This is a genomic window from Brevundimonas vesicularis NBRC 12165 (genome assembly GCF_001592205.1).
Taxonomy (GTDB): Bacteria; Pseudomonadota; Alphaproteobacteria; order Caulobacterales; family Caulobacteraceae; genus Brevundimonas; species Brevundimonas vesicularis.
The window spans coordinates 80,509-104,914 of the sequence record NZ_BCWM01000010.1 but is presented as its reverse complement, the minus strand read 5'-3'; the positions used below and the strand labels follow the sequence as shown (position 1 = coordinate 104,914).

Annotated in this window: 26 protein-coding genes, 1 tRNA gene, 1 pseudogene and 1 riboswitch; of the genes and pseudogenes, 17 read left to right on the top strand and 11 right to left on the bottom strand. The window is 67.3% G+C overall.

Going from position 1 to position 24,406, the window contains the following annotated elements; genetic code table 11:
* Window positions 1-42: 42 nt before the first annotated feature.
* Both ctaD and coxB read right to left on the bottom strand, forming a co-directional pair.
* A complete protein-coding gene (gene ctaD / locus BVE01S_RS09765; RefSeq protein WP_066626887.1) occupies window positions 43-1,725 on the bottom strand; it encodes a cytochrome c oxidase subunit I in 1,683 nt (560 codons plus the stop codon).
* Window positions 1,726-1,742: 17 nt separating this feature from the next.
* A complete protein-coding gene (gene coxB / locus BVE01S_RS09760; protein WP_066626886.1) occupies window positions 1,743-2,717 on the bottom strand; it encodes a cytochrome c oxidase subunit II in 975 nt (324 codons plus the stop codon).
* Between the two features lie 260 nt (window positions 2,718-2,977).
* On the opposite strand from coxB, the gene BVE01S_RS09755 reads away from it, so the two are divergent.
* The 5 genes from BVE01S_RS09755 (at window position 2,978) to BVE01S_RS09735 (ending at window position 6,697) form a co-directional block, all read left to right on the top strand.
* The gene (locus BVE01S_RS09755) at window positions 2,978-3,322 is read left to right on the top strand and encodes a PadR family transcriptional regulator (RefSeq protein ID WP_039244893.1); all 345 of its coding nucleotides are present in this window, start codon (window positions 2,978-2,980) and stop codon (window positions 3,320-3,322) included.
* Window positions 3,319-3,918 (top strand): DUF1700 domain-containing protein, encoded by a 600-nt coding sequence (locus BVE01S_RS09750; RefSeq protein ID WP_066626885.1) that lies wholly within the window; start codon window positions 3,319-3,321, stop codon window positions 3,916-3,918. Before BVE01S_RS09755 ends, BVE01S_RS09750 begins: the two co-directional genes overlap by 4 nt.
* Window positions 3,915-4,697, top strand: coding sequence for a GIN domain-containing protein (locus BVE01S_RS09745; protein WP_066626883.1), 783 nt, complete (start codon window positions 3,915-3,917; stop codon window positions 4,695-4,697). The genes BVE01S_RS09750 and BVE01S_RS09745 overlap by 4 nt, the downstream gene beginning before the upstream one ends.
* A gap of 121 nt (window positions 4,698-4,818) precedes the next feature.
* Window positions 4,819-5,850 carry a UbiA family prenyltransferase gene (locus BVE01S_RS09740; RefSeq protein ID WP_066626882.1) on the top strand — a complete coding sequence of 344 codons (1,032 nt, stop codon included), beginning with the start codon at window positions 4,819-4,821 and terminating at the stop codon, window positions 5,848-5,850.
* A 22-nt stretch (window positions 5,851-5,872) separates the two neighbouring features.
* A complete protein-coding gene (locus tag BVE01S_RS09735; RefSeq protein ID WP_066627005.1) occupies window positions 5,873-6,697 on the top strand; it encodes a DUF3298 and DUF4163 domain-containing protein in 825 nt (274 codons plus the stop codon).
* 39 nt (window positions 6,698-6,736) lie between these two features.
* Here the strand turns inward: BVE01S_RS09735 and BVE01S_RS09730 are convergent, their stop codons facing one another.
* Genes BVE01S_RS09730 through BVE01S_RS09720 form a run of 3 tightly spaced genes read right to left on the bottom strand, consistent with a single transcriptional unit; the run spans window position 6,737 to window position 8,326 of the window.
* Window positions 6,737-7,684, bottom strand: a complete 948-nt coding sequence (locus BVE01S_RS09730) for an alpha/beta fold hydrolase (protein WP_066626881.1) — start codon at window positions 7,682-7,684, stop codon at window positions 6,737-6,739.
* Between the two features lie 37 nt (window positions 7,685-7,721).
* Window positions 7,722-7,922: a helix-turn-helix transcriptional regulator gene (locus BVE01S_RS09725; RefSeq protein WP_066626879.1), complete on the bottom strand. Its 201-nt coding sequence runs from the start codon at window positions 7,920-7,922 to the stop codon at window positions 7,722-7,724.
* The gene (locus BVE01S_RS09720; RefSeq protein WP_066626878.1) at window positions 7,919-8,326 is read right to left on the bottom strand and encodes a hypothetical protein; all 408 of its coding nucleotides are present in this window, start codon (window positions 8,324-8,326) and stop codon (window positions 7,919-7,921) included. Before BVE01S_RS09720 ends, BVE01S_RS09725 begins: the two co-directional genes overlap by 4 nt.
* 127 nt (window positions 8,327-8,453) lie before the next feature.
* Between BVE01S_RS09720 and BVE01S_RS09715 the strand changes: the two genes are divergently transcribed.
* Together BVE01S_RS09715 and BVE01S_RS09710 are read left to right on the top strand one after the other, a co-directional pair.
* Window positions 8,454-9,428: a fatty acid desaturase family protein gene (locus BVE01S_RS09715; protein WP_066626877.1), complete on the top strand. Its 975-nt coding sequence runs from the start codon at window positions 8,454-8,456 to the stop codon at window positions 9,426-9,428.
* On the top strand, window positions 9,425-10,075 hold the full coding sequence (locus BVE01S_RS09710; RefSeq protein ID WP_066626876.1) for a class I SAM-dependent methyltransferase: 651 nt from the start codon (window positions 9,425-9,427) through the stop codon (window positions 10,073-10,075). The genes BVE01S_RS09715 and BVE01S_RS09710 overlap by 4 nt, the downstream gene beginning before the upstream one ends.
* Before the next feature lie 13 nt (window positions 10,076-10,088).
* On the opposite strand, the gene BVE01S_RS09705 is transcribed toward BVE01S_RS09710, so the two are convergent.
* Complete coding sequence (locus tag BVE01S_RS09705) at window positions 10,089-10,655, bottom strand: type 1 glutamine amidotransferase domain-containing protein (protein WP_066626874.1); 567 nt, start codon at window positions 10,653-10,655, stop codon at window positions 10,089-10,091.
* 106 nt (window positions 10,656-10,761) lie between these two features.
* On the opposite strand from BVE01S_RS09705, the gene BVE01S_RS09700 reads away from it, so the two are divergent.
* The 4 genes from BVE01S_RS09700 to BVE01S_RS09685 all read left to right on the top strand — a co-directional run bounded on the left by BVE01S_RS09700 (window position 10,762) and on the right by BVE01S_RS09685 (window position 14,219).
* Entirely contained in the window at window positions 10,762-11,151 is a 390-nt protein-coding gene (locus BVE01S_RS09700) for a hypothetical protein (RefSeq protein WP_066626872.1), read from the top strand.
* Between the two features lie 78 nt (window positions 11,152-11,229).
* The gene (ypfJ, locus tag BVE01S_RS09695; RefSeq protein WP_066626871.1) at window positions 11,230-12,081 is read left to right on the top strand and encodes a KPN_02809 family neutral zinc metallopeptidase; all 852 of its coding nucleotides are present in this window, start codon (window positions 11,230-11,232) and stop codon (window positions 12,079-12,081) included.
* A 36-nt stretch (window positions 12,082-12,117) separates the two neighbouring features.
* Entirely contained in the window at window positions 12,118-13,755 is a 1,638-nt protein-coding gene (gene pgm / locus BVE01S_RS09690) for a phosphoglucomutase (alpha-D-glucose-1,6-bisphosphate-dependent) (RefSeq protein WP_066626865.1), read from the top strand.
* 5 nt (window positions 13,756-13,760) lie between these two features.
* Window positions 13,761-14,219 (top strand): hypothetical protein, encoded by a 459-nt coding sequence (locus tag BVE01S_RS09685; RefSeq protein ID WP_066626863.1) that lies wholly within the window; start codon window positions 13,761-13,763, stop codon window positions 14,217-14,219.
* On the opposite strand, the gene BVE01S_RS09680 is transcribed toward BVE01S_RS09685, so the two are convergent.
* Window positions 14,203-15,150 (bottom strand): retropepsin-like aspartic protease, encoded by a 948-nt coding sequence (locus tag BVE01S_RS09680; RefSeq protein ID WP_066626861.1) that lies wholly within the window; start codon window positions 15,148-15,150, stop codon window positions 14,203-14,205. The two genes, BVE01S_RS09685 and BVE01S_RS09680, sit on opposite strands and share 17 nt — an antisense overlap.
* A gap of 183 nt (window positions 15,151-15,333) precedes the next feature.
* Between BVE01S_RS09680 and thrC the strand changes: the two genes are divergently transcribed.
* Window positions 15,334-16,767: a threonine synthase gene (thrC, locus tag BVE01S_RS09675; RefSeq protein WP_244878374.1), complete on the top strand. Its 1,434-nt coding sequence runs from the start codon at window positions 15,334-15,336 to the stop codon at window positions 16,765-16,767.
* 6 nt (window positions 16,768-16,773) lie between these two features.
* Here thrC and BVE01S_RS09670 read toward each other — a convergent pair whose 3' ends face one another.
* The 4 genes from BVE01S_RS09670 to BVE01S_RS17030 form a co-directional block, all read right to left on the bottom strand.
* Complete coding sequence (locus BVE01S_RS09670) at window positions 16,774-17,088, bottom strand: CsbD family protein (protein ID WP_055806344.1); 315 nt, start codon at window positions 17,086-17,088, stop codon at window positions 16,774-16,776.
* 93 nt (window positions 17,089-17,181) lie between these two features.
* On the bottom strand, window positions 17,182-18,126 hold the full coding sequence (gene thrB / locus BVE01S_RS09665) for a homoserine kinase (protein ID WP_066626859.1): 945 nt from the start codon (window positions 18,124-18,126) through the stop codon (window positions 17,182-17,184).
* Between the two features lie 4 nt (window positions 18,127-18,130).
* Window positions 18,131-19,867, bottom strand: coding sequence for an amino acid kinase family protein (locus BVE01S_RS09660; protein WP_066626857.1), 1,737 nt, complete (start codon window positions 19,865-19,867; stop codon window positions 18,131-18,133).
* Between the two features lie 102 nt (window positions 19,868-19,969).
* Window positions 19,970-20,110 (bottom strand): hypothetical protein, encoded by a 141-nt coding sequence (locus BVE01S_RS17030; protein ID WP_017505697.1) that lies wholly within the window; start codon window positions 20,108-20,110, stop codon window positions 19,970-19,972.
* A gap of 187 nt (window positions 20,111-20,297) precedes the next feature.
* Window positions 20,298-20,414, top strand: a riboswitch (SAM riboswitch).
* A 75-nt stretch (window positions 20,415-20,489) separates the two neighbouring features.
* Between BVE01S_RS17030 and metX the strand changes: the two genes are divergently transcribed.
* From metX to galE, 5 genes and pseudogenes are all read left to right on the top strand, one after another.
* Window positions 20,490-21,542, top strand: coding sequence for a homoserine O-succinyltransferase MetX (gene metX, locus BVE01S_RS09655; protein ID WP_066626855.1), 1,053 nt, complete (start codon window positions 20,490-20,492; stop codon window positions 21,540-21,542).
* On the top strand, window positions 21,539-22,720 hold the full coding sequence (gene metB / locus BVE01S_RS09650) for a cystathionine gamma-synthase (protein WP_066626851.1): 1,182 nt from the start codon (window positions 21,539-21,541) through the stop codon (window positions 22,718-22,720). Before metX ends, metB begins: the two co-directional genes overlap by 4 nt.
* Window positions 22,721-22,772: 52 nt before the next feature.
* Window positions 22,773-22,847 (top strand) — tRNA-Glu (locus tag BVE01S_RS09645).
* Between the two features lie 216 nt (window positions 22,848-23,063).
* A complete protein-coding gene (locus BVE01S_RS09640; protein ID WP_066554510.1) occupies window positions 23,064-23,330 on the top strand; it encodes a hypothetical protein in 267 nt (88 codons plus the stop codon).
* A 78-nt stretch (window positions 23,331-23,408) separates the two neighbouring features.
* Window positions 23,409-24,398: pseudogene (gene galE, locus BVE01S_RS09635) on the top strand (UDP-glucose 4-epimerase GalE); the annotation flags it as partial.
* Window positions 24,399-24,406: the final 8 nt, after the last annotated feature.

Below are 24,406 nucleotides of genomic sequence, written 5' to 3'. Positions count from 1 at the left end.
CGACGGAAAGAGCGGCCTTCGATTTCATGTCGTTGGAAAGGCTTAGTGCTCTTCCGCCTTGATGACCGGCAGTTCGTTGAACTGGTGGGCCGGGGGCGGCGAGGACAGGGTCCACTCCAGGGTCGTGGCGCCTTCGCCCCACGGATTGTCGACGCCCGGACGACGACGGATCGCCGCCTCGGCCAGCATGATCAGGAAGACCAGCACGCCGACCGCCGTGATCGCATAACCGATCGACGAGACGTGGTTCCACAGGGTGAAGGCTTCCGGATAGTCGATGTAGCGACGCGGCATGCCCTGCAGACCCAGGAAGTGCTGCGGGAAGAACACCAGGTTCACACCCACGAACATGATCCAGAAGTGGGTCGCGCCCAGGAACTCGTTGTACTTCACCCCGAACATCTTCTCGAACCAGTAGTAGAAGCCCGCGAAGATCGCGAAGACGGCGCCCAGCGACAGCACGTAGTGGAAGTGCGCCACCACGTAATAGGTGTCGTGCAGGCTGTAATCGATGCCGGCGTTCGACAGGACCACGCCGGTCACGCCGCCGACGGTGAACAGGAAGATGAAGCCGATCGCCCACAGCATGGGCGTCTTGAAGCTGATGGAGCCGCCCCACATGGTGGCGATCCAGCTGAAGATCTTCACGCCCGTCGGCACCGCGATGATCATGGTGGCGGCGATGAAATAGGCGCGCAGATTGATGCTCATGCCGACCGTGTACATGTGGTGCGCCCACACGATGAAGCCGACGAAGCCGATGGCCACCATGGCGTAGGCCATGGCCAGATATCCGAACACCGGCTTGCGGCTGAAGGTCGAGACGATGTGGCTGATGATGCCGAAGCCCGGCAGGATCAGGATGTACACTTCCGGGTGACCGAAGAACCAGAACAGGTGCTGGTACATGATCGGGTCGCCGCCACCGGCGGGATCGAAGAAGTGGGTGTGGAAGTTGCGGTCCGTCAGCAGCATGGTGATGGCGCCGGCCAACACGGGCAGCGACAGCAGCAGCAGGAAGGCGGTGATCAGCACCGACCAGGCGAACAGCGGCATCCGGTGGATGGTCATGCCGGGCGCGCGCATGTTCAGGATGGTGGTGATGAAGTTGATCGCGCCCAGGATCGAGCTGGCGCCCGCGACGTGCAGGGCGAAGATGGCCAGGTCGAAGGCGGGGCCGACGTGGCCCGTGGTCGACAGCGGCGGATAGGCCGTCCAGCCCCCGCCGAAGCCTTTGCCCGGTCCGCCGTCGGTGAACATCGACAGGATCAGCAGGCACCAGGCGGCGACCAGCAGCCAGAACGAGATGTTGTTCATGCGCGGGAAGGCCATGTCCGGCGCGCCGATCATGATCGGCACGAACCAGTTGCCGAAACCGCCGATCATGGCGGGCATGACCATGAAGAAGATCATGATCAGGGCGTGGGCCGTGACGACGGCGTTATAGCCGTGCTTGGATTGCTCCACGAGACCCAGCAACTGGATCGACGAGCCTTCCTTGAAGATCTGGATGCCCGGCTCGGCCAGTTCCCAGCGGATCAGGCCCGACAGGGCGCCGCCCACGATGCCCGCCATGATGGCGAACATCAGATACAGGGTGCCGATGTCCTTGTGATTGGTCGACAGGAACCAGCGGGTGAAGAAGCCCAGCTTGTGGTCGTGATGGTAGTCGTCGTGAGCGTGACCGATGTGGGTCGCGTCGCGGGTTACGGTAGCGTCAGCCATGTGTCTCTGTTCGCCTCTTACTGGGCGGCCGGCGCGGCGGACGCCGCGACGGGAACGGGTTGGTCGGCGGTGGCGCCAACGGGGGCGGCGACCGGGGTCGCGGCATCGGCGGCGGGCGCGGCAGCAGCCGGAGTCGCGGCGGGCGCGGCGACCTTGGGCGTCATCGAACCGCCCTTGGAAGCGATCCACTGTTCGAACTGGGCCTGGGTCACGACCCGGATCTCCAGCGGCATGAAGGCGTGGTCGACGCCGCACAGTTCCGAGCACTGGCCATAGAAGACGCCGGTGCGCTCGGCCTTGAACCAGGTGGTGTTGATGCGGCCGGGAACGGCGTCGGTCTTCAGCCCGAACGCCGGCAGGGCGACGGCGTGGATGACGTCCGAGGCGGTGATGACCAGCTGCACCGTCTTGCCGACCGGCACGACCATCGGCTCGGTCGCGGCCAGACGATAGGGCACGCCCTTGGCCTTGGCTTCCTCTTCCGGGAGCATGTTGGAGATGTACTCCGCGACGCCCTGGTCCGGATACTCATAGGCCCAGTTCCACTGGTTGCCGGTCACCTTCACCGTCAGGTCAGGCGACGGCATGTCGTGATAGGCGAACAGCAGGCGGAACGAGAACAGGGAGATGAAGACCAGGATCAGCACCGGCAGCACGGTCCAGATGATCTCGATCGTGGTGTTGTGGCTCCAGCGCGCGGGCGTCGGATTGGCCTTCTTGTTGTAGCGGAACACGATCCACGCCAGCAGGCCCAGCACCAGCAGGGTGATGGCCGTGATGATCGGCATCAGGATCACGTCGTGGAAGAAGTGCGCATCATGCTTCAGCGGCGACGCCGCCGGTTGCAGCGTGATGCCGCCCGGGGTCGGCTGACCCATCAGGTCCTGCGCCCACGTCGGCGCCGCAGCGAACATCGCCAGTCCGGCGCCCAGAACGATGGAGGACGCGCAAGTCGCGGCCTTCTTCAACGTCCCTTGGGCTCGCTTGCCCATCCCCATATGAGACTTCCCCATAAAACCGTTATGCAGCAGATACTTGCGAATGGCTCGCAAGAGATCACGCTGGCGCGATTCCCACGCCCGGCGTTCTCGGTCACCTATCGGATCGCTTTCGGCTTGCCAAGCGATCAACGGCGCTCAGGCCGCAAAGCCGCCTTCAGCCGGCCTCGATTAAATCGCTGTCATGTTTCGATAGCTACCTTGCGTCACAAGATACCTTGCCGTAGTCAGTGGTTATCAACGGGAGAGCCGAGGTGCCAGAAACCATCGAGATACAGCTGAAGAAGGGCGTGCTGGGACTTTGCGTCCTGGCCCTTCTGAACCGGGCGGACAGCTACGCCTACGAGATCGCCAGCCGCCTGTCGGACGCGATCGATATGGGGGAAGGCACGATCTACCCCCTAATGCGCCGCATGCAGTCCGAAGGACAGGTCGAGACCTATCTGGTCGAATCCTCCGCCGGGCCGTCACGCAAATACTATCGACTGACCGAAGCGGGCCGGGGGGCCCTCGCCGCCCAGACTGCCGAATGGTCCGCCTTCACCAAGGCCGTCGACGCCATCGTGGCGAACGACGCCGATCAGGGAGCCGCTCAATGACGCGCGCCGAATTCATCGATCGTCTGAAGGAAGGCCTCGTCGGCCTGCCCACCACGACCGCCAACGACATCATCGCCGACTATCAGACCCACTTCGACGACGGCCTGGCCGCCGGCCGCACCGAGGCCGAGGTGGCCTCCGCGCTCGGCGATCCGGTCCGCCTGGCTCGCGAGCTCAAGGCCGAGGCCGGAATCCAGCGCTGGCATCAGGAGAAGAACCCCTCCGCCGCCGCCGGCGCCGTCTTCGCGGTCCTGGGCCTGGGGGCGCTGGACATCCTGATCCTCCTTCCCCTGCTGATGGGCGTGATCGGGACCGTGTTCGGCTTCTTCATCGCCGCCATCGGCCTGTTCATCGGCGGCGGCGTGATCATGGTCGCGGGTCCCTTCGCCGGCTTCCCCGGCGGGCCGTTCGCGGCGATCCTGATGGGTCTGGGCCTGATGGCCGGCGCCGTCTTCATCGGCGCCCTGTTGACCATCTTCACCATCTGGCTGGTCAACGGCGTCGTCTGGTTCGCCCGCCTGCACTACCGCCTGCTGAAGCCGGCGCTTGAGCCGACCAGCGTTCAATCCACCTCGACCTCGGGAGTCTCGGCATGATCCGCACCCTGTTCATCATCGCCGGCGCCGCCCTGGTGCTGTGCCTGGTCACCCTCGGCGGCGCGCTGGCGATCGGCGGCCATGACCTCCAGCGCCACGGCTGGGCCTGGACCATCAAGGACCAGGACGGCGAGACCATCCGCTTCGAGCGGGTCAAGGGCGGCGGGACCGACGACCTCGGCCCCCTGACCACCCGCACCCTGCCTTGGACCGGCGGCGAGACCCTGACCGTCGATTCCAGCATTGACGTCGACTATGTCCAGGGCGACGCCAACACCGTCGTCATCACCGGGCCCAAGGGTCTGACCGACCGGGTCCGTCTGGTCGACGGCCGCCTCGATCTGGGCGACGGCGACGAGCGGGTCGTGTTCGGCTGGAGCAACGGCAACTTCTCCGCCCGCTCCGAGCGCGACGAACTGAAGGTCGTCATCACCGCGCCCAAGGTGAACCGCTTCAACGCCAAGGGCTCGGGCGACCTGCAGATCACCGGCTATGACCAGCCGTCGCTGACGGTCGACATCGCCGGTTCGGCCGAGGTCACCGCCTCGGGTCGCACCGACGAGCTGAAGCTGGACATCGCCGGCTCGGGCGATGCGTCCCTGGGCGACCTGGCGACCCGCGACGCCTGGGTGGACATCGCCGGCTCCGGCGACGCCCGCATCGCCCCGACCGGCGACGTCAAGGTTGCGATCGCCGGCTCCGGCGACGTGGCCTTGGCCACCCGCCCCGCCAACCTGAACAGCACCGTCTCCGGCTCCGGCGACGTCTATCAGGACTGACGGTTGCGCTGATAACCAAAAGAGAAGGGGCTGGATCATCCAGCCCCTTTTTCTATGCGCCACCATCCGAAACAGAGCGCGGCGCCTTCACCCCTCGGGCCCTACGCGCTAAGTCAGCCGCATGACTTTCGCTCCCCTCCCCGACGCCGGCGCCAACTGGGTCGATCGGCATGCGCCGGAGGGGCTGAAGCCGTGGTTGAAGCTGGGGCGGTTCGACCGGCCCATCGGCATCTGGCTGCTGCTGCTGCCCGGCTGGCAGGGGATCGCCCTGGCCCTGGCGCAATATCGGCAGGCGCCGGGTCTCTATGACCTGTGGCTGTTCGTCGGCTTCGGCATCGGCGCCTGTCTGATGCGGGCGGCCGGGTGCGCCTTCAACGATATCGTCGATCGGGATTTCGACGCCCAGGTCGCCCGCACCGCCCAGCGCCCCATTCCGTCTGGCCGCATCTCGGTGAAGCAAGCCTGGGCCTTCGTCGTCGCGTGCAGCGTGATCAGCCTTTTGATCCTGCTGACCCTGCCGACCGTCGCCATCGGGCTGGGCGTCGGGTCGCTGGGCCTGGTCGCGGCCTATCCGTTCATGAAGCGGATCACCTGGTGGCCCCAGGCCTGGCTGGGCCTTACCTTCAACTGGGGCGCCCTGATGGGGTTCGCCGCCGCCCTGCCCTTGGCGGCGGCCGCCCTGCTGCTGCCCGCCGATCTCGCGGGCGAGTTTCGGCCCTTTCTGTGGTCCCCGGCCAGCGACAGCGGCCATGCGATCGCCCTGACGTGGCAGGCCTATCTTCCCGCCGTCCTGCTGTGGATCGGCGGCGTCTTCTGGACCCTGGGCTACGACACCATCTATGCGCTTCAGGACATCGAGGACGACGCCATGATCGGCGTGAAGTCCTCGGCCCGCCGCCTGGCCTCGGCCGTGCAGCCCGGCGTGGCGGTCTTCTATGGCCTGACCGTAATCCTTGCCGCCCTGACCGGCTTCGCCGCGGGACTTGGGCCGCTGTTCGGGCTCTGTCTGGTGATCTACGCCGTTCATCTGGCGTGTCAGGTCATCCGACTGGACCGCAACGACGGCGCCCTGGCGCTGAAACTGTTCAAGTCCAATCGCGAGGCCGGCCTGATCCTGCTGGCCGCTATCGCTCTTGGCTCAATCTCCCTGTGATCCCCCGATGATGGAGTTTCCCATGTCGCGCACCGCCCGAATCCTGCTGTTGTCCGCCGCCGTCGCCGCCACCCTGGCTGCCTGCCAGCGCAAGGAAGACAAGGCCCAGGCGCCGGCCGCGCCGGCCCCGGCCGCCGCGCCGGCCATGTCGAACACCCCCGTCGGCTATGACAGCAAGACCCCCTATGCCGCCGTCAAACTGACCCTGCCCCAGGCGATCAAGACCACGCCCGCCCTGCACGCCGCCCTCTACGCCGACACGGTGCGCGACCTGAAGCAGTTCGAGGAAGGCGCTCAGGCCGATCTCAGCGAGGCCGGCGGCGGCCCAAACCCTTATGAAAAGACCATCGCCTTCGCGCCGGGCGCCGAAACCGGCAAACTGGTCAGCCTGGCCCGCACCGATTTCGAGTTCACCGGCGGCGCCCATCCCAACACCAGTTTCGACGCCGTGATCTGGGACAAGACGACCAACAAGCGGCTGGGCTTCGCCGACCTGTTCCGGCCGGGCGCCGACCTGTCGGTCCTCGACAAGGCCCTGTGCGCCGCCGCCAACGCCGCCAAACAGGCTCGCTCGCCGGGTTCGGAGGCCGCGACCCTGGACGGCAAGATGTGGACCTGCCCCAAGGCCGTCTCGACGCCGTTCGTCCTGACGCCGGGCACGACGCCGGGCAAGGCAGGTGGCGTGACCTTCCTGATGGGACCCTATCAGATCGGCCCCTATTCGGACGGCCCCTACTGGATTGCCCTGCCGCAGAGCGCGTTGCGCGCCCTGCTCAATCCCGCCTACGCCGACCAGTTCGACGGCGCCCCGGCCAAGGCCGGCGACGTGACGCCGAAGAACGGTTGAACCAATCCTCCCCCGCCTGCGGGGGAGGATCTCTAAGGCTCACTTCGCCAGAAACGCGTCAACCAGTTCGGCGAACCGCGCCGGCTGATCGGCCATGATGAAGTGGCGCGATCCATCGACGCGGATCAGGGTCACGCCGGGCAAGGCCGCATACTCTCGCGTCCACATCGCATCGGCCACCGCTGTCGGCGCCCCGCCTTCGGCATCGGCGGCGTAAAGCGCCGTCACCAGCGTCGTCATGGTCGCCAGCCCCGGCCGCGCATCGGTGGTCATCACATCCTTCATGGCCGAAGCCATCGCGTGACGGTCGGTCGCCAACGACCAGGCCACGATCCGCGCCTGTTCCGACGGGGTTCGCGACAGCGCCTGCGCCGTCGCCTCCTGCTGGGTGCGGAAGCTCGCTGTGTCCGCCGACAGTATCATGCCCGCCGCCTGATCCGCGAACGGTCGGGCGCTTTCGGCCGTCGCGGTTGGCCCGAACATGGCGCTGTAGAAGGGCAGCGAGTCGACCGTCATCACCCGCCCGACCAGATCCGGCTGCTGCTGCGCCAGCAGAAGTCCGCTCAGACCGCCCATCGAATGGCCGATCACCGCCGGCCGATCCAGCCGCGTCTGACGGATATAGCGCGCCAGTTCATCCACCTCGGGCTGGACGAAGGCGCCGTCGCCGTGCGTCCAGGGTTCGCCGGCGAACCCTGCCAGCTGGACCAGATGCACTCTGTGCGTCGCCTTCAGCCGATCCGCTGTCGCTCGCCACACTTCACGCGAAGACGCCAGTCCGGGGATCAGGATGACGTCGGGGCCTTGGCCCACCACCTCGACCGACAGCCGGTCGGAGACGAAGTGCGTGGCGGAGGAAGCCACAGGTGGCGCGGATTGGGCGCGAGCCTGATCGCTGGCCACGGCGCAGGCGATCACAACGCCCAGGATGATGGCAAGGCGCGACGGGGCAAAGACGCCCCGGCAAGGGCGAATGACGTTCGACATCACAGTCTCCAATTGTAAGGTTATTCTGACTTTTGGGTCAGCCCGCGTGCGGGTTTTCAAAGATCTCTTCGACCGGCCGCGCGAATACGGCGGCGATCCGATAAGCGAGGTCCAGCGATGGATCGTGCCGCTCTGTCTCCAGGGCGATCACCGCCTGACGCGAGACACCCAGCGCCTGACCCATCTGTTCCTGGGTCCAGCCGCGTTCGACGCGCAGAAGCTTGAGGCGGTTCTTCATCGGCTGCTCCGGATGAAGGGTGAAACGACGCCGTAGAGGCCCCAGAAGACCGGCACGATCAACCAGGTCTGCATATGCGGCGCCCCGGCGAAACTCTCGCCAAAGCCCCAAAAGGTGGCGACGGCCATGGCCAGTCCTGCGGCGACGATGAACTGTTTGGCCGTCACGCCGCGTACGAACTCGTCGCTTTCGCGCATCAGCGCCAGGGTCGCCCAAATCTGCCCGATCACCGGCGCCGACACCGCCGCCGCCAGGACCCAGGCCGCCGGTTTCCCCATCAAATCGTCGAACGCGTCGGTCGTCATCATGGCGACGCAGATCGCGACGTAAGGCACGGAGAAGGCCATCGTGCGAATGATGTAGCGTCGATGCGCAGGCGTTCCGGTCTTCCAGGCGGTGAACATATCGGGTCTCCTTGTGTAAGGACAACCTGACACCGCCCGAATGTCATGTCAACCTGACTTTTTGTCAGGCGCGCCCAACATTCTTGCGTCGCTTTTCCAGACGCGCTTCAGGGGCTAGACTCGTCTCATGTCCGCCGCCCCGCGCATCGCCCCGTCGGCCCTGTTCACACCCCAGGAGTGGACGCCGTTTAAAATTCGCTCGGCCTGGGCCGGCCCGCTGCTAGTGGTCCACTGCTGGGCGGTGATCGCCCTGGCTGTTCTCGCCGGCGTCCTGATTCCCTGGCTGATCCCGCTGTGCATTATGGTCGTCGGCACACGTCAGCTGGGTCTAGCCATTCTGATGCACGAAGCGGCGCATGGCGGCCTGTCGAGGTCGAACCGCCTGAACGATTTTCTCGGCCACTGGCTATGCGCCGTGCCGATCGGCGCCAGCCTGAAGGCCTATCGCCCCTATCATCTGACGCATCATCGCTTCGCCCAGCAGGCGGAGGATCCCGATCTGATGCTGTCGGCGCCGTTTCCCGTCAGTCCGGCCTCGCTGCGCCGCAAGCTGGTCCGCGACCTGACGGGCCAGACCTTCTTCAAGCAGCGGGTGCTGCTGCCGCTAGCCCAAGCGCACGCGCGCTCAAGCAGCCCAAGGGGCGATAGCACAAAAGGAATGAGCGATAGCGCCCATGATTACGAGTCGATCGTGACGGGCCGATCCGTACTGCCCTTCCTCGCCTTCAACGCGGTCCTGCTGGCGGGCTTCATCGCCGCTGGTGTCTGGTGGGCCTTTTTCGTGTTGTGGCTGCTGCCGATGGCGACATGGTTTCCGATGGTGACGCGCCTGCGAAACATCGCCGAACACGCCTGCGTCGAGGGTTCGTCGGCCGACCCCTTTCGCGCCGCTCGCACTACCAAGGCCAGCCTGTGGGAACGCGCCTTCATCGCGCCCTACTGGGTCAACTTCCACGCCGAGCACCACCTGTTCATGCATGTGCCCTGCTGGAAGCTGCCGCGCCTCCACCGCGCCATCCATGCGAAGCCGCAAGCCGAGGCCATGGAGGTCGCACCCAGCTATGCCAGCGTGCTGAAGGCTGTTACGCGCCAGCCGGAATGACCGTCCTCGATCCCGCCGCCTTCATCCGTGACAACACCCGGCTTCAGCCCGTGCCGCACGCGCCCGAGATTTCTTTGTGGCTGGCCGACGAGATCACGCCGATCTGGCGGCTGACGGAAGAAGAGCTCGGCGAAATGGGCGTGCCGCCGCCCTTCTGGGCCTTTGCCTGGGCCGGCGGTCAGGCTCTGAGCCGGTATCTGCTGGATCATCCGCAGGAGGTCGTCGGCAAGCGCGTGCTGGACTTCGCCGCCGGTTCGGGCCTGGTCGGCGTGGCGGCGATGCAGGCGGGGGCGACCCATGTCCTGTGCGCCGACATCGATCCCTTCTGCCAGGCCGCGGTCGCCGCCAATGCGACGGCGAACGGCGTGACGCTGGACTTCACCCAGACCAATCTGCTGGACGCCGCCCCGCCGGATGTGGACGTCATCTGCGCGGGTGACATCTGCTACGAGCGTCCGATGACCGACGCCGTTCTCGCCTGGCTGGCCCAGGCCCGCGCCAAGGGGACGCGTGTCCTGATCGGCGATCCGGGACGCACCTATTTCCCGCGCACGGGCCTGGATTTCCTGGCCGAATACCGCGTCCCGACCTCACGCGAACTGGAGGACCAGGAGATCAAGCGGTCCTCCGTCTGGGCGATGCCTTAAGCGGCGGCCCCCTTTAAGCGGCGGCTTGGCCCTCGTGGCGGCCTTCGGCGAACTCCTCGATCATCTTGGCGTTGAAGGCGGGAATGTCGTCGGGGCAGCGGCTGGTCACCAGGCCCTGATCCACCACCACCGCCTCATTGACCACATTGGCCCCGGCGTTCTTCAGGTCGGTGCGGATGCTTTCGAACGACGTCATCGTGCGCCCCTCGACCACGCCTGCCTCGATCAGCAGCCAGGGCGCGTGACAGATGGCGGCGACCGGCTTGCCGGCGTCGAAGAAGGCCCGAACGAACTTCACCGCGTCCTCGTCCGCCCGCAGCAGGTCCGGGTTCGCCACCCCGCCCGGCAACAGCAGGGCGGAATAGGCCGAGGCGTCCACCGCCGCCACCGCCTTGTCGGCCGTGACCTTGTCGCCGGGCGTCAGATGGTCGAAGCCCTGAAACTCGCCGGCCTTCAGAGACACGATCTCGACCACCGCGCCCGCATCCTTCAGCGCCTTCATCGGTTCATTCAGTTCGATCAATTCGACGCCGTCGGTCGCGAGGATGGCGACGGTCTTGCCGGAAAGGGATTGGGCCATGAGGAATGCTCCGTTGGTGAAAGGGGTTCGGCGCGATGAACCCACGGCGTCTCAAAGGGTTGCGGCTCCGCTTGGCGGCGATGGCCCGCGCCCCCACATCGTATCCATGCGATCGCTCCTGACCCTGACCGCCCTGTTGGCCGCTGCCGCCACGCCTGCTTTGGCTCAGACCTATCCGCAGGCCGGCCGACCCTACGGCGCCTATCCGGGCGGCGTCCCCGCCGCCATCGCCGACCAGCACCGCTATGAGAACGACCGTCTGCGTTCTCAGGCGCAGTCGAACGCGGACCAGGCGCGTCAACAGCAGATCGAGACCCAGCTTCGCCTGCGCGCCATCGAAGGCGCACGCGAACCCACCGCTGTCCAGCCCTTGCCGCCCCGCCCGCTCTACAGCCCCGAACAGGAGCGGACCTTGCGCCAGTCCGCTGCCGAGCGCCGCCAGCAGACGGCCCAGGGCATGAGCCAGATCGACAACTGGCTGGCCCGTTCGCAATGATGCGTCCGAACTGACGCATCCCTTCCCTTGCACCCGCGTTCCTGCCTAGCTTAACCAGGATCGGGCGGAGGATAGGGCATGCGCTGGCAGGGTGGACGCACAGGCGGCGGCGTTGAGGATCGACGGGGTCTCGGCGGCGGAGCCATCGCCGGCGGAGGTCTCGGCGTCGGCGTTCTGGCCCTTATCGGCTATCTGGTCTTCGGCATTGATCCTTCGACCACGACACAACTGGCCAGCCAGTTCGGCGGCGTCGGCGCCGAACAGCAGCAGGGTCAAGTCGGGACACCGAAGGATCAGGCCGGCCGGTTCGTCGATGTCATCGGCGCCAACATTGATGATGTCTGGTCGCAGAAGCTTGAGGGCTATCAGCGACCCAATGTCGTCATCTACGAACAAGGCACGCCGACCGGCTGCGGCTATGGTCAGTCGGCCATGGGGCCCTTCTATTGTCCCAACGACAAAACGGTCTATCTGGACCTCGGCTTCTGGCAGGAGATGGAGAACAAGCTCGGGGCCTCAGGCGCCGACTTCGCCCGCGCCTATGTCATCGCCCACGAGTTCGGCCATCACGTCCAGACCCTGACCGGCACCTCTGATCAGGTTCGCCAGGCCCAGCAGCGCGCCTCGGGTCAGGCTGAAGCCAACCAGTATTCGGTCGCGCTGGAGCTTCAAGCCGACTGCTACGCCGGCGTCTGGGCCCGGAACGCCTCGGCCGTCTCCAACGGTCAGGTCGCGCTCGAGCCCGGCGATATCGAAGAGGGCATGAAGACCGCCCAGGCCATCGGCGACGACACCCTGCAACGGCGCAGCGGCGGCCGCGTCTCTCCCGAAAGCTTCACCCATGGCTCTTCTGCGCAGCGGGTGGAATGGCTGCAACGCGGCTATCAATCGGGCGACCCGGCGTCCTGCGACACCTTCAGCGGCGCCTGATCGCCGCTCCCCCTCAGAACGATTGATTGACTCACGATGCACGACCGCGCCGGCACGACCGCACGCCCCGAAGACCTGATCGATCTCGACGCCCTGCTCGACGCCTATGAGACGACCCGGCCAGACATGGGCGATCCGCAGCAGCGGGTCGTCTTCGGCACATCCGGCCACCGGGGCTCCAGCCTGGACGGCGCTTTCAATCAGGCGCACATCCTGGCCATCGCCCAGGCGATCGCCGAATACCGCGCGGCCCAGGGCGTCGACGGCCCCCTGTTTCTCGGTCGCGACACACACGGCCTGTCCGAGCCCGCCTTCCGCACGACGCTGGAGGTGCTGATCGCCAACGGGGTCGAGGTGCTGATCGACGCCCGCGACGGCTTCACCCCCACGCCAGCCGTTTCGCACGCCATCCTGACCCACAACCGCACGAATAGCCGGCAGGCGGACGGCGTCCTGATCACGCCTTCGCACAATCCGCCCCGCGACGGCGGTATCAAATACAATCCCACCTCCGGCGGCCCGGCCGGGGGCGAGGCCACATCCGCCATCGCCGCCCGCGCCAACCAGCTGATCGAAGGCGGCCTGACCGAGGTGCGCCGCGTCCCCTTCGCCCAGGCGCATGCGGCTGCGGGCCGGTTTGACTACCTCGCCGCCTATATTGACGACCTGCCCAACGTGCTGGACCTGGACGCCATCCGCAACGCCGGCGTCCGTATCGGCGCCGATCCTCTTGGCGGCGCGGCCGTGGCCTATTGGGGCGAGATCGCTGAGCGCCACCGACTGGACCTGGCTGTCGTCAATGACGCCGTCGATCCGCGCTGGGCCTTCATGCCGCTGGACGCCGACGGCAAGATCCGCATGGACTGCTCATCCCCCAGCGCCATGGCCGGTCTTATCGGCATGATGAAGGGCGGCTCAGCCTATGACGTCGCCTTCGGCAACGACGCCGACGCGGATCGCCACGGCATCGTCACGCCCGACGCGGGCCTGATGAACCCCAACCATTTCCTGGCCGCCGCCATCGCCTATCTGTTCGCGAACCGACCCGGCTGGGGCGCGGACGTCGCGGTGGGCAAGACCCTGGTCTCGTCATCGATGATCGACCGGGTCGTCGCCGGCCTGGGTCGCCGCCTGCTGGAAGTCCCCGTCGGCTTCAAACACTTCGTGCCCGGCCTCTTGGACGGAACCGTCGGTTTCGGCGGCGAGGAATCGGCCGGGGCCTCCTTCCTGCGCCACGACGGCACGGTGTGGACGACCGACAAGGACGGCATCCTGCTGTGCCTGCTGGCCGCCGAGATCCACGCCCGCACCGGCCAGAGCGCCAGCCAACTCTACACTGGCCTGACCGACCAATACGGCGCCCCCGCCTACGCCCGCGTCGACGCCCCGGCCAATCGCACCGAGAAGGCCCGGCTTGCCGCGCTCAGCCCCTCGGACGTGACCGCGACCACCCTGGCCGGTCAGCCGATCACCGACATCCTGACGAAGGCCCCCGGCAACGGCGAGGCCATCGGCGGGCTGAAGGTCCTCACCGCCGACGCCTGGTTCGCCGCCCGTCCCTCGGGCACCGAGGACGTCTACAAGATCTACACCGAATCGTTCCTCGGCCCCGACCATCTGGCGACCGTTCAGGCCGAGGCCAGGGCCGTGGTGGCGACGGCTCTGGCGAGCTGAAGTCGGTGTGTGTCCGCCGTTTCGAGATTTTCGCGGACTATTTCCAGTTCTACGTTTGCGACGAGACCTACGTCACCGACACCGCCGCCCTGTGGAGCTCGGACAGCGACCCCATGCTGGCCGTCGGCCCCGACCTGATCGCGATCGGCACGGTTCGCAACATGCTGGTCCCGGTCGAACTTGAAATCCTGACCACAGCGCCGACGCCCGACGCGGACGCCTGGGACCAGATCCGCGACTGCGGCCTGCGCCTGGCCAGCGGCGCGCTGATTGTGTTCGGCTGCACGGACGATCCGGATCAGGCCGAGCGGATCGCCGTGCCCGCCGGCGACTATGCGGCCCGCATTTCGCACGGCGGACTGAACACCCTGTCCGAAGACGGGCTTGACGGCGACGACCGCTATCGCATCCAGCTCTGGCCTGGCGCGGTTCGGCCGATCACAGTGCTCAAGCCCCGACCGTGATCTCCATCGGCCGTTCGACGAACAGGCCGGGGCCGCCCAGGTCCAGCGCAAGACGCCGGTTCTCGAACGCGGCCATGCCGACCAGCGCCTTAGGGAAGCCCGGCACGGCGACGTCGTCATAGATGGCGACCGTCGCCTGACGATACAGTTCGTCGCCGATGGTCAGGGTGCGCACGACGACGGTCTCGGCGCGCACCGTGCCGCCCAGGACGATGCTCTGGCCCGGCGTGCGTTCGCGGCCGTCCAGCAGGCCGGCGGCCTCGGCCGTCTCGCGCGTCACGGCCAGCACCGCCGAGGCGCCGGTGTCGATCACCGCATTGACCGTCGCCCCTTCCAGGGTGATGCCCGCCTGCAGCGCCCTGCCGGCCCGTGTCACCGGCACGGGCTTCAGCGACGATGGCGGCGTCCAGCCCTCGCGCGGCAGGAACCGGACCCGATGCTCCGCCGTGTCCAGCTCCAGCACCAGTTCGCGCAGCACGTCCTGCCCCAGGATCAGCGCCGCACCCAATCCCTGATCGCTGGCCAGCGGCCCCAGGCCGAGAATCGCCGCGCGCAATCCGCTCAGCCGCAAGCCGCCGATCGCCACATCCAGCGTCGTCCCGCGTCCGACCTGGGCGTCGCCGCCGACGCCGTAAGCTACCATCGGGATGTTGAAAACATTGGTCAGGCCTAGCCGCTCAACCAGCGACCGGTCGATGACCGAATACTGCGCCCCCGAATCGATCAGGGCCCGCACCGGCTGTCCGTTCACAGTCACCTCGACCGTCGGGGTCGGCGCGCGCGGCTCGGCATAGGGCAGCCAGCCGCTGGAGCCGTTCGCCGCGAAGGCGACCGTCGGCCCGCGCCAGACCACATGGTCGCGCAGCCACCAGGCCCCGCCTGCGCCGCCGGCGACCAGCCCCAGCCGGATCAGAAGATCGCGTCGTCTCATGCTCCTGACATGGACCGTCGCAGCGATCCGCGCCAGCGGGGCGATGTCGCAACCCCTCTTGCAGGACCGACGACATTACCCCTGAAGCGGCAAAAATGTGCGCCTAAACCGCCACTGCAACGTCCCGACGCGGATAGTCGGGCCACAGTCCGCGAAAACCCGACAAAATCATCCAGAAAGCGGGTGACGCCGCCGCCCCGTCTGGCTACGACCATCGGCGTCATGAGCACCTCCAGCGCCCGCTACGTCTCGACCCGAGGCCAATCGCCCGAAACCGATTTTGCCGACGCCCTGATGCGCGGCATCGCCCCCGACGGCGGCCTCTATATGCCGACCGCCTGGCCCAGCCTGTCGCCCCAGGCCTGGACTGGAAAGGCCGACTACAAGTCCATCGCCCTGCAAGCCATCGCCCCCTTCATCGGCGACGCCCTGCCCGCCGGCGCGCTGGACCGCGCGCTGGACCGACTGACCGCCGGATTCGACCATCCGCTGGTCACGCCCCTGGTCGAGCTGGAGCCGGGCCTGTTCGTGCTGGAGCTGTTCCACGGCCCGACCGCCGCCTTCAAGGACCTGGCGATGCAGCTGGTCGCCAGCCTGACGGACGAGGCCCTGGCCGCCTCGGGCGAGCGTCTGACCATACTGACCGCCACCTCAGGCGACACCGGCGCGGCCGCCGTGCGCGCGTTCGCCGGCGCCAAGTTGGTCGATCTGGTGGTGCTCCACCCGCTGGACCGCGTCTCGCCGGTTCAGCGCAGACAGATGACGACGGTCGAGGCCGACAATGTCCTGAACCTGGCCGTCCGTGGCGATTTCGACGACTGCCAGCGTCTGGTGAAGGGCCTGCTGGCCGACGAGGCCTTGCGCGAACGCGGCCGCCTGTCTTCGGTCAACTCCATCAACTGGGCGCGGCTGGCCGGCCAGATCCCCTACTATGTCTCCGCCACGGCCCAGCTGGGCGAGGCCGCGACCTTCGTCGTGCCGACCGGCAACTTCGGCGACGCCTTCGCCGGCATCGCCGCCACGAAGATGGGCCTGCCGTCGAACGGCTTCGTCGCGGCCGTAAACCAGAACGACGCCCTGGCCCGCGCCCTCAACGACGGCCTGTATTCGCGCCGTCCGGCGGTCGAAAGCGGCAGTGTCTCCATGGATGTGCAGGCGCCGTCCAACTTCGAGCGGCTGGTGTTCGAGGCGACGGGCCGCGACGCTGAGGCGACGCGCGTGGTGTTCGAAACCTTCGCCCGCGACGGCGCCATCGCCTTCGATCCAGACCTTCTCACCGCCCTGCGTGACCGGGTCTCGGCGGTCTCCATCGACGAGGACGAGACGCGCGCCGAGATCGCCCACGCCTATGAGGCCTGGGGCCGCGTCGTGTGCCCGCACACGGCCGTGGCGCTGGCCGCCGCGCGTCGGCAAGACCGCTCAAAAGGCCCCGTCGTCGCCCTGTCCACCGCCCATCCGTCCAAGTTCGGCGATTTCGTCTCGAACGTCCTGGGCTTCGAACCCGAACCCGCAAACGTCATCGCCGCTCTGGGCGACAGGCCCGAGCGGTTGACGATCGTCGATGGGACGATGGAGGCGGCGCGTGACGCCGTGGCGGCCTTTTCAGGCCGCCACTAAAACGTCTCAGCGACGACCGCCGCCGGTGAGGGCGCGCAGCAGAAGCAGGCCGACGCCGGCAACCGACAGGGTCGTGACCAGCGGACGCTTGCGCGCCTCGGCGGCGACGGTGCGGGCCTTGTCGCGGTAGTCGACGGGGACCTTTTCGACCAGGCGATCGACCGAATCCATCGCCTTGCCGAAGGTTTCCAGCGAACGGCCCTTGGCGTCGTTATAGGCGCCTTCGACCTGCAGCTTCTGGTCGCCGACCAGCTTGCCGACGCCTTTTTGGAACTTGCCTTGCGCCTGCGAGGCGGCGCCGTTGATGGTTTCGTCAGTCATGATCTTCGTCCTCGGGGAGCGGCGCACGTCGCCGTTGCACCATCAAAATCCCGGCCAAGCTTTCGGTTCCAGCGACGAAGCCGCGCAGGCGCCTCAGGCCGGTTCGGTCGCGCGCCAGTGGTCCATCCGACGCAGGAAGACCGCCGGATCCTTGGGCGTCACCAGATTGGCGGGATCGTGGAAAATGCGGTCGTGCAGCCGGGTCACGGTGAACCGCAGGGCCGCCGCTTCGCCCAGACGCGGCAAGGCCTCCCGCTCGGCGCCGTCAAGCGGCCGCACGGATTCATAGCCGCGCTGGAAGGCCGTCAGGGCGTCCGGCATGGGTCGCCCCTCGGCGTCGAAACCCCAGGCCGACAGGGCGATGGCCAGGTCATAGGCGAAGGCGCCGGTGCAGCCGAAATAGAAGTCGATCACCGCTGACACGGCGCCGTCCCCGAACAGCACATTGTCGGGGAAATAGTCGGCATGGATCGCCCCGCCCGGCAAATTGTCGGTAAAGGGATCGCCCAGCCGCGCCAACGAGGCGTTCACCTGATCGAGCAGACGTCGATCCTCGCCCGAGGCCTCCGGGGCGCAGCGATCGGCCAGTCGACGCCACATGGCCGGCCCAACCGGATTAACCCGTTTCAGATCAAAATCAGCCGCCGTCAGATGAAGCCGCGCCAGCACCGCGCCCGCCGCCGCCTGATCGGCCGATGACGGCGTGCGCAACCAGGCGCCGGTCTTCCATTCGATCACCGCCGCCGCCCGGCCGTTAAGCCGTGCAAGCCAGCCGCCCGTCCGGTCCTCGATCGGCGTCGGGCAAGGAAAACCGCGCGCCGCCAGATGCGCCGTCAGTCCCAGGCAGAAGGGCAGCGAGGCCTCGTCCGTCCGCCCCTCGAACAGGGTCAGCACGAACCGGCCCTGCGTCGTGTCCAGTCGATAGTTGGTGTTCTCCACCCCCTCGGCGATGGCCGTCAGTTCGACCACCTCGCCGATGTCGTAGCCGGCCAGGAAGGCCTTGGCGTCGGCGATAGAAACGGGGGTGAAGACGGCCATGCGCTTAGTTCAGGCCCGCATCGGCGCGCCGTGCACGCACGATCTCGGCCAGGTCCGCCATGATGCTCTCGGTCGTGGCCCAACGCCCGGCGCCTCGGCCCCGGCAGCGCCACACGCGGCCGTCGGCGCCATAGACCTTCAACGCATTGCCCTCGCCGCGCAGGGTCGAGAACAGCGGATCGCCATGGTCGGCGTTCAGCGACACCGACGGGCGGATCACCCCGTCCTTCAGATGGGCGGCGCCGATCTGGCGCACGCCGCCTGCGGCTGAGGTCGTCTCGGTCAGGTGGTCGCGGGGCACGTCGCCGTCGGGCGAACGGCCGAAAGCCTCGTGGCACAGCAGCCGCACCTTGGCCGCCGCATCCAGACCTTCCAGATCCGAAGACGGGTCCTCCTCCGCAAAGCCCGCCGCGCGAGCGTCCGCCAAGGCTTCGTTGAACGCCGCCCCGTCGCCCAGCCGCTCCAGCATGAAGTTGACCGTGCCGTTCAGCACCGCCTCGAAGCCGACCACCTCGCCTGCCGCGCGGGCGGCGCGCACCGTCTCGATCATCGGCGATCCGCCTCCGACCGAAGCCGACCAGAAGATGCGCCGGCCCTTCGCATCGGCCAGCGCCTGAAGGCCGCCCGGATCGCGGCTGACCGCCTGCTTGTTGGCGCTGGCGACATCGCAGCCGACCTCGAGCGCGGCGCGGATCACCGCATGGCCCGCCTCGCCTTCCGAAAGGGCCTCCAGCACGATGTCGGGCTTCTTGGCCCACAGGTCCGCCGGGTTGGAGGTGAACAACGAAGCCGGACAGTCGACGTCGCGGGCCTTTTTCGGGTTGCGCACGAGCACGCCCACGACTTCGTAGCGGGGATCATTGAGCAGCTTGCCCAGCACGCCGCCGCCGACGACGCCGCATCCGGCGACCGCGACCTTCAGCGGCGGCAGGGCGGGCGCCGGGCCGGGCGGCGCCGACTTGTCGCCGATGACCGTGCCGTCGGCGCGGTCCAGGGCCGCCACCTCGATCTCGACCCCGCGGCTTTCGCCGAGGTCGATGGCGTCATGCTGGACCAGCGCCCCGCCCAGCTTGCGCGCCACATCCCAAGAGGCGCGGCGATAGCGCAGGGCCGGGGCCGTCTTATCGTTGGGGTCGTGGTCGTAAAGGCCGTCCACGTCCTTGACCAGCCGCACCTTCTTCAGCCCCAGCTCAGCGGCCAGGAAAACCGCCGTCAGGTCCGATCCGCCCCGTCCCAGCAGGGCCACCTTGCCGTCCGGCCGCACCGCGCCGAACCCCGGCACAACTACCACCTCGTGCCGATCCAGCGCCTGTTTCAGATGGTCGGGGCGCAGGCCGCACGGGCGCGAATGCTCCGGCTCGCCCTCCGCCACGATGCCAAGTTCGCGGACCGACAGGGCGCAGGCGTCCAGGCCGATTCGGTCGCAGGCGATGGCCACCAGGGCCGCCGACTTCTCCTCGCCCAGGGCCACATAGCCGGGCAGCAGGTCGTTGGAATGCGCCAGGCCCAGCGCCCGCGCCTCGCCCAGCAGCCGGTCCGTCGCCCCGCCGAAGGCCGAGACCACCGCCACGACCTTTCGGCCCGCCCGCACATGGCCATAGACGGCCGAGGCGACCAGCGGCGCCTCCGCCGGGCTGCGCAGGATGGACGAGCCGAACTTCAGCACCACGACCTCTGGTGCAGGCTGACTGCTGGGGTCGAGGCTTTCGGATTTTTCTACGACGGCGAGTTGGGCGGACATCGGGTTCTCGGGAAAGGTCGGGATGGGGTGGGGTGAAAAGAAAAAACCCCGCCTGGCGGACCGGGCGGGGTTCGGGTTCTGCGGCTGCCGGGGTTTGGCGCGCTAAACTCGTCCCGCCCGTTCGGGCATGGTGGTGGTGCCGGTGGTACCGCCGATAATCGTTCCGCCGAGGATCATGCCGAAACGCGTCGCGGCGAGGCCGGCGACGGTCGAAACTTCGGCGATGAGCGAGCGCTGTTGCACAGGGCAGGTCCGGTTGAAATCTGAGCCTAGGGTGATCGGATGATCCTAGCTCTGTCAAGTCGCATTGGATGATTTTTTCACGACAAAGCGCTTATGGTGCGTTTTCACCCCCTGGGAGTCGGCGCACGGCGTCAATGAGGTTGAATTTTTCGCTTGACCGGCGCCGCCTCGATCATCAACGTAAAGTCACTCATCAAGACCAGCCGAGGGATTAGGCCCTTTGACGCTGGGGCAACCATCGGGTCTCACAGCTCGAAACGGTGCCAACTCCTGCGGGGTCCTTCGGGGTCGCGAGAGATGAGTGGAGCATCGACGAGACGACGCTCCACGCTCTGTCACCGCATCGAGACTTGCTGAGCGAGAACGATGCGGAACGACGATGACACTGGCCGAAACCACCCTGCTCGAAGACCCCGACTGTCGCCGCGCGACAGCCTCTACCCCTGTCCGCGAACCGACGCGTGAGCGCGGCGGCGCCCGCGATGTCATCGTTCCCATTCCCGCCGACTTCCGCCTCGCCTCGGGCGAAAAACTGAACCAGCCCAATATCGTCGGCCGCCTGCATGGCCGGATCGGCGCCCCCGTCGTCGTGGTCGCCGGCGGCATCTCGGCCGGGCGCTTCGTCCACCGGACGGAGACCAACGGCCTGGGTTGGTGGTCGGGCGCCGTTTCGGTGCGCGGGCCCATCGACCTGAGCCGGCTTCAGGTCATGGCCGTCGATTTCGCCCCCGGCGCCGAGTTCCTGGACAAGGCTGTAACCATCACCACTCAAGACCAGGCGCGCCTGCTGGCCTTGGTGCTGAACCATCTGAAGATCGAGCGCGTCGCCGCCTTCGTCGGCTGCTCGTACGGCGGCATGGTCGGGCTGGCCTTCGCCGAACTGTTCCCCGACTGGGCCGAGCAGCTGATCATCGTGTCGGCCGCCCACCGCGCCCATCCCCAGGCCACCGCCTGGCGCGGCATCCAACGCCGCATCCTGCAGTTCGCCGTCGCCGCCGGCCGTCCCGAGGAGGGCGTCGCCCTGGCCCGCGAACTGGCCATGACCACCTATCGCACGGCCGAGGAGTTCGACGACCGCTTCGACACCACCGCGCCCGCGGCTGTCGGCGGAGCCTATCCCGTCTGCGACTATCTGACGGCGCGGGGCCAGGCCTACCGCACCCACACCACCCCGGCCCGCTGGCTGTCGATGTCCGATTCTCTGGATCGCCATAGCGTGACCCCGGAAGCCATCACCACGCCCGTCACCCTGATCGGCTTCACCTCCGACCGTCTGGTGCCGATCGACGACATCCGCGAACTGGCCGCGCGGTTGCCGACCCTGTGGCGCTTCGTCGAAGCGCCCTCGCTCTATGGCCACGACGCCTTTCTGAAGGAGGACGCCTTCGTCGGCGACATCCTCCGCGCCGCCTTGAAGGATATCAAAGCATGACCGCCCGTCCCGCCAATCCGCACACCATCGCCGCCCGAACGGGCGTGGACACGGACACGGCCCATGGCGCGGTCATGCCGCCGCTCTATCTGTCGTCCAACTATTCCTTCGCCGGCTTCGATCAGAAGCGGAAGTACGACTACAGCCGTTCGGGCAATCCGACCCGCGACGTGCTGGCCGAGACCTTGACCGAGCTGGAGGGCGGCGCCGGCTGCGTTATCACCGCCACCGGCATGGCGGCGGTCGATCTGCCGCTGACCCTGCTGGAGCCGGGCGACCTGCTGATCGCGCCGCACGACTGTTACGGCGGCACCTGTCGCCTGCTGAACGCCCGCGCGAAGAAGGGGCATTTCGAACTGCTGCTGGTCGATCAGGGCGATCCCGTCGCCTTCGAGGCCGCCCTGGCCCTGAAGCCGAAACTGGTGCTGGCCGAGACCCCGTCCAATCCGCTGCTGCGTCTGGTCGATGTCGCCGACATCTGCACCCGCGCCCATGCGGCGGGCGCCAAGGTCGTCTGCGACAACACCTTCCTGTCGCCGGCCTTGCAGAACCCGATCAAGCTGGGCGCAGACTTCGTGGTCCACTCGACGACCAAGTTCATCAACGGCCATTCCGACGTGGTCGGCGGCGCGGTCATCTCGGCCGACGCCGAGGATCACCAGACCCTAGCCTGGTGGGCCAACTGCACCGGGGTGACCGGCTCGCCCTTCGACGCCTATCTGACCCTGCGCGGCGTGCGCACCCTGTTCGCGCGCATCGAGCGGCAACAGGCCACGGCCGGCAAAATCGCCGAAAAGCTGGCCGCCCACCCGGCGGTCAAGGCTGTCCACTATCCGGGCCTGAAGTCCCACCCCAACCACGCCCTGGTCGCGGCTCAGCAGGCCGGCCCCGGCGCCATGCTCAGCTTCGAACTGCAGGGCGGTACGGACGCCGTGCGCGATCTGGTCGAGACGCTGGAGATCTTCACCCTGGCGGAATCGCTGGGCGGCGTCGAAAGCCTGATCGCCCACCCCGCCACCATGACCCACGCCGCCATGACGCCGGAACAGCGCGCGACGGCCGGCATCGGCGACGGCCTGGTGCGCCTGTCGGTGGGTCTGGAGCATGTCGAGGATTTGATCGCCGACCTGTTCCCGGCGCTGGACGCCCTCGTGCCCGCAACCGCCGCGGCCGCGTAACTTTTTGCTTGCAGGAGGAGCCGAACCGGGGCAAATGCGCCGCCCCGGCCGCGGTCCCTTCGTCTATCGGTTAGGACGTCAGGTTTTCAACCTGAAAAGAGGGGTTCGACTCCCCTAGGGACTGCCACCGGCGGCGCTTTTTCAGCGCCTTTTCCCGACATCGTTGAGCGAACGCTCCGACCCCGGATTAAGATTTTGGTAACCATTTTGTCCGGAAACAGGCAGTAAGTCTTTCGATTCACGGACTTTTTTCGGACGCAGTCAGGAACTATCCACAGGGACTGTGGTTAACCCATCGTTAGCTCGGCGCAGAAGCGCCTCTCCCTCCTGCACCGAGATCCTCATGTTTATCGCCATCGCCCGCCCGGCGGTGGAGCCCAAAGGCCCCGACGCCGTCGCCGTCCCCGGCTCTCCCGCCATCGCCGAACTGTCGCCCCGCGCCTTGCATGCGCGCCTTCTCCAGAACGCCGCCCTGCGCCGCATGCGCGGACTGGAACGCCGCAGAGAGCAGCGTCTCGAAGACGCCGACTACTGGCTGCATGCCGCACCGATCGCCGTCCGGAAAGCCAGCGCCCTGCGCGAAGAGCGCAGCTTCTCGCCGATCCCCTGAGGGTCGCAGCACACCTCTGGATACATGCGCCGGTGATTTGGGGTTGATTTACCAACCCTCGGTATCCGACAAGAGCGGATGGGCGAAGTCGGATCGGCGCTGACATCTGCAAAGGCGATCCTGGTCACGGGCGGCGCGGGCTATATCGGCGCCCATGTGTGCGAGGCCCTGGCGGCCGCCGGCTATCGACCCGTTACCTATGACAACCTGTCGACCGGCCGGCGCCGGTTCGTGCGCTGGGGCCCGCTGGTCGAGGGCGATGTCTGGGACGCGGACAAGGTGCGCCACACCCTAGTCGCCCATGACATCTGTGCCATCATGCATTTCGCCGGCTCGTCCGTGGTCCCTGAATCAGTGCGCGCGCCATTGGACTACTACCGCAACAATGTCGGCGGTCTGTTCGGCCTGTTGGGCGGGATGCGGGAAGCGGGCGTAAACCGGCTGGTCTTTTCGAGCACCTGCGCCGTCTATGGCGATCCCGGCGAAAATCCGATCACCGAGGCGACGCCGCTGGCGCCCGTCACCCCCTATGGCCGCTCCAAACTGGGCTGCGAACAGATCCTGTCGGATGCCAGCGCCGCGCACGAGCTAAATGTGATCGCGCTGCGTTATTTCAACGCCAGCGGCGCCTCGGCGTCAGGCCTGATCGGCGAGGATCGGCCGGTCGAGACCCATCTGATCCCGCGCGCCATGATGGCCCTACGCGGCCAGATCGACGACTTCGCCGTTCATGGGACCGACTATCCGACGCCCGACGGCACGGCGGTGCGCGACTATGTCCACGTGTGCGACCTGGCTCAGGGCCACCTTGCCGCCCTGACCCAGTTGCTCGGCGACCGACGCGGCTTCTTCGCCTGTAATCTGGGCGCCGGTCACGGCCATTCGGTGCGGCAGGTTCTTGAGGCCATCATGGCGCACAGCGACCTTCGTCTGCCCGACGCGGCCGGAGCGCGCCGTGCGGGTGACCCGTCGCATCTTGTGTCGGACATCACCTTGGCCCGTCAGGCCCTGGGCTTTGCGCCACGCCAGTCGGACCTGGCCTCCATCGTCGCCAGCGCCTGGGCCTGGCACAGCCG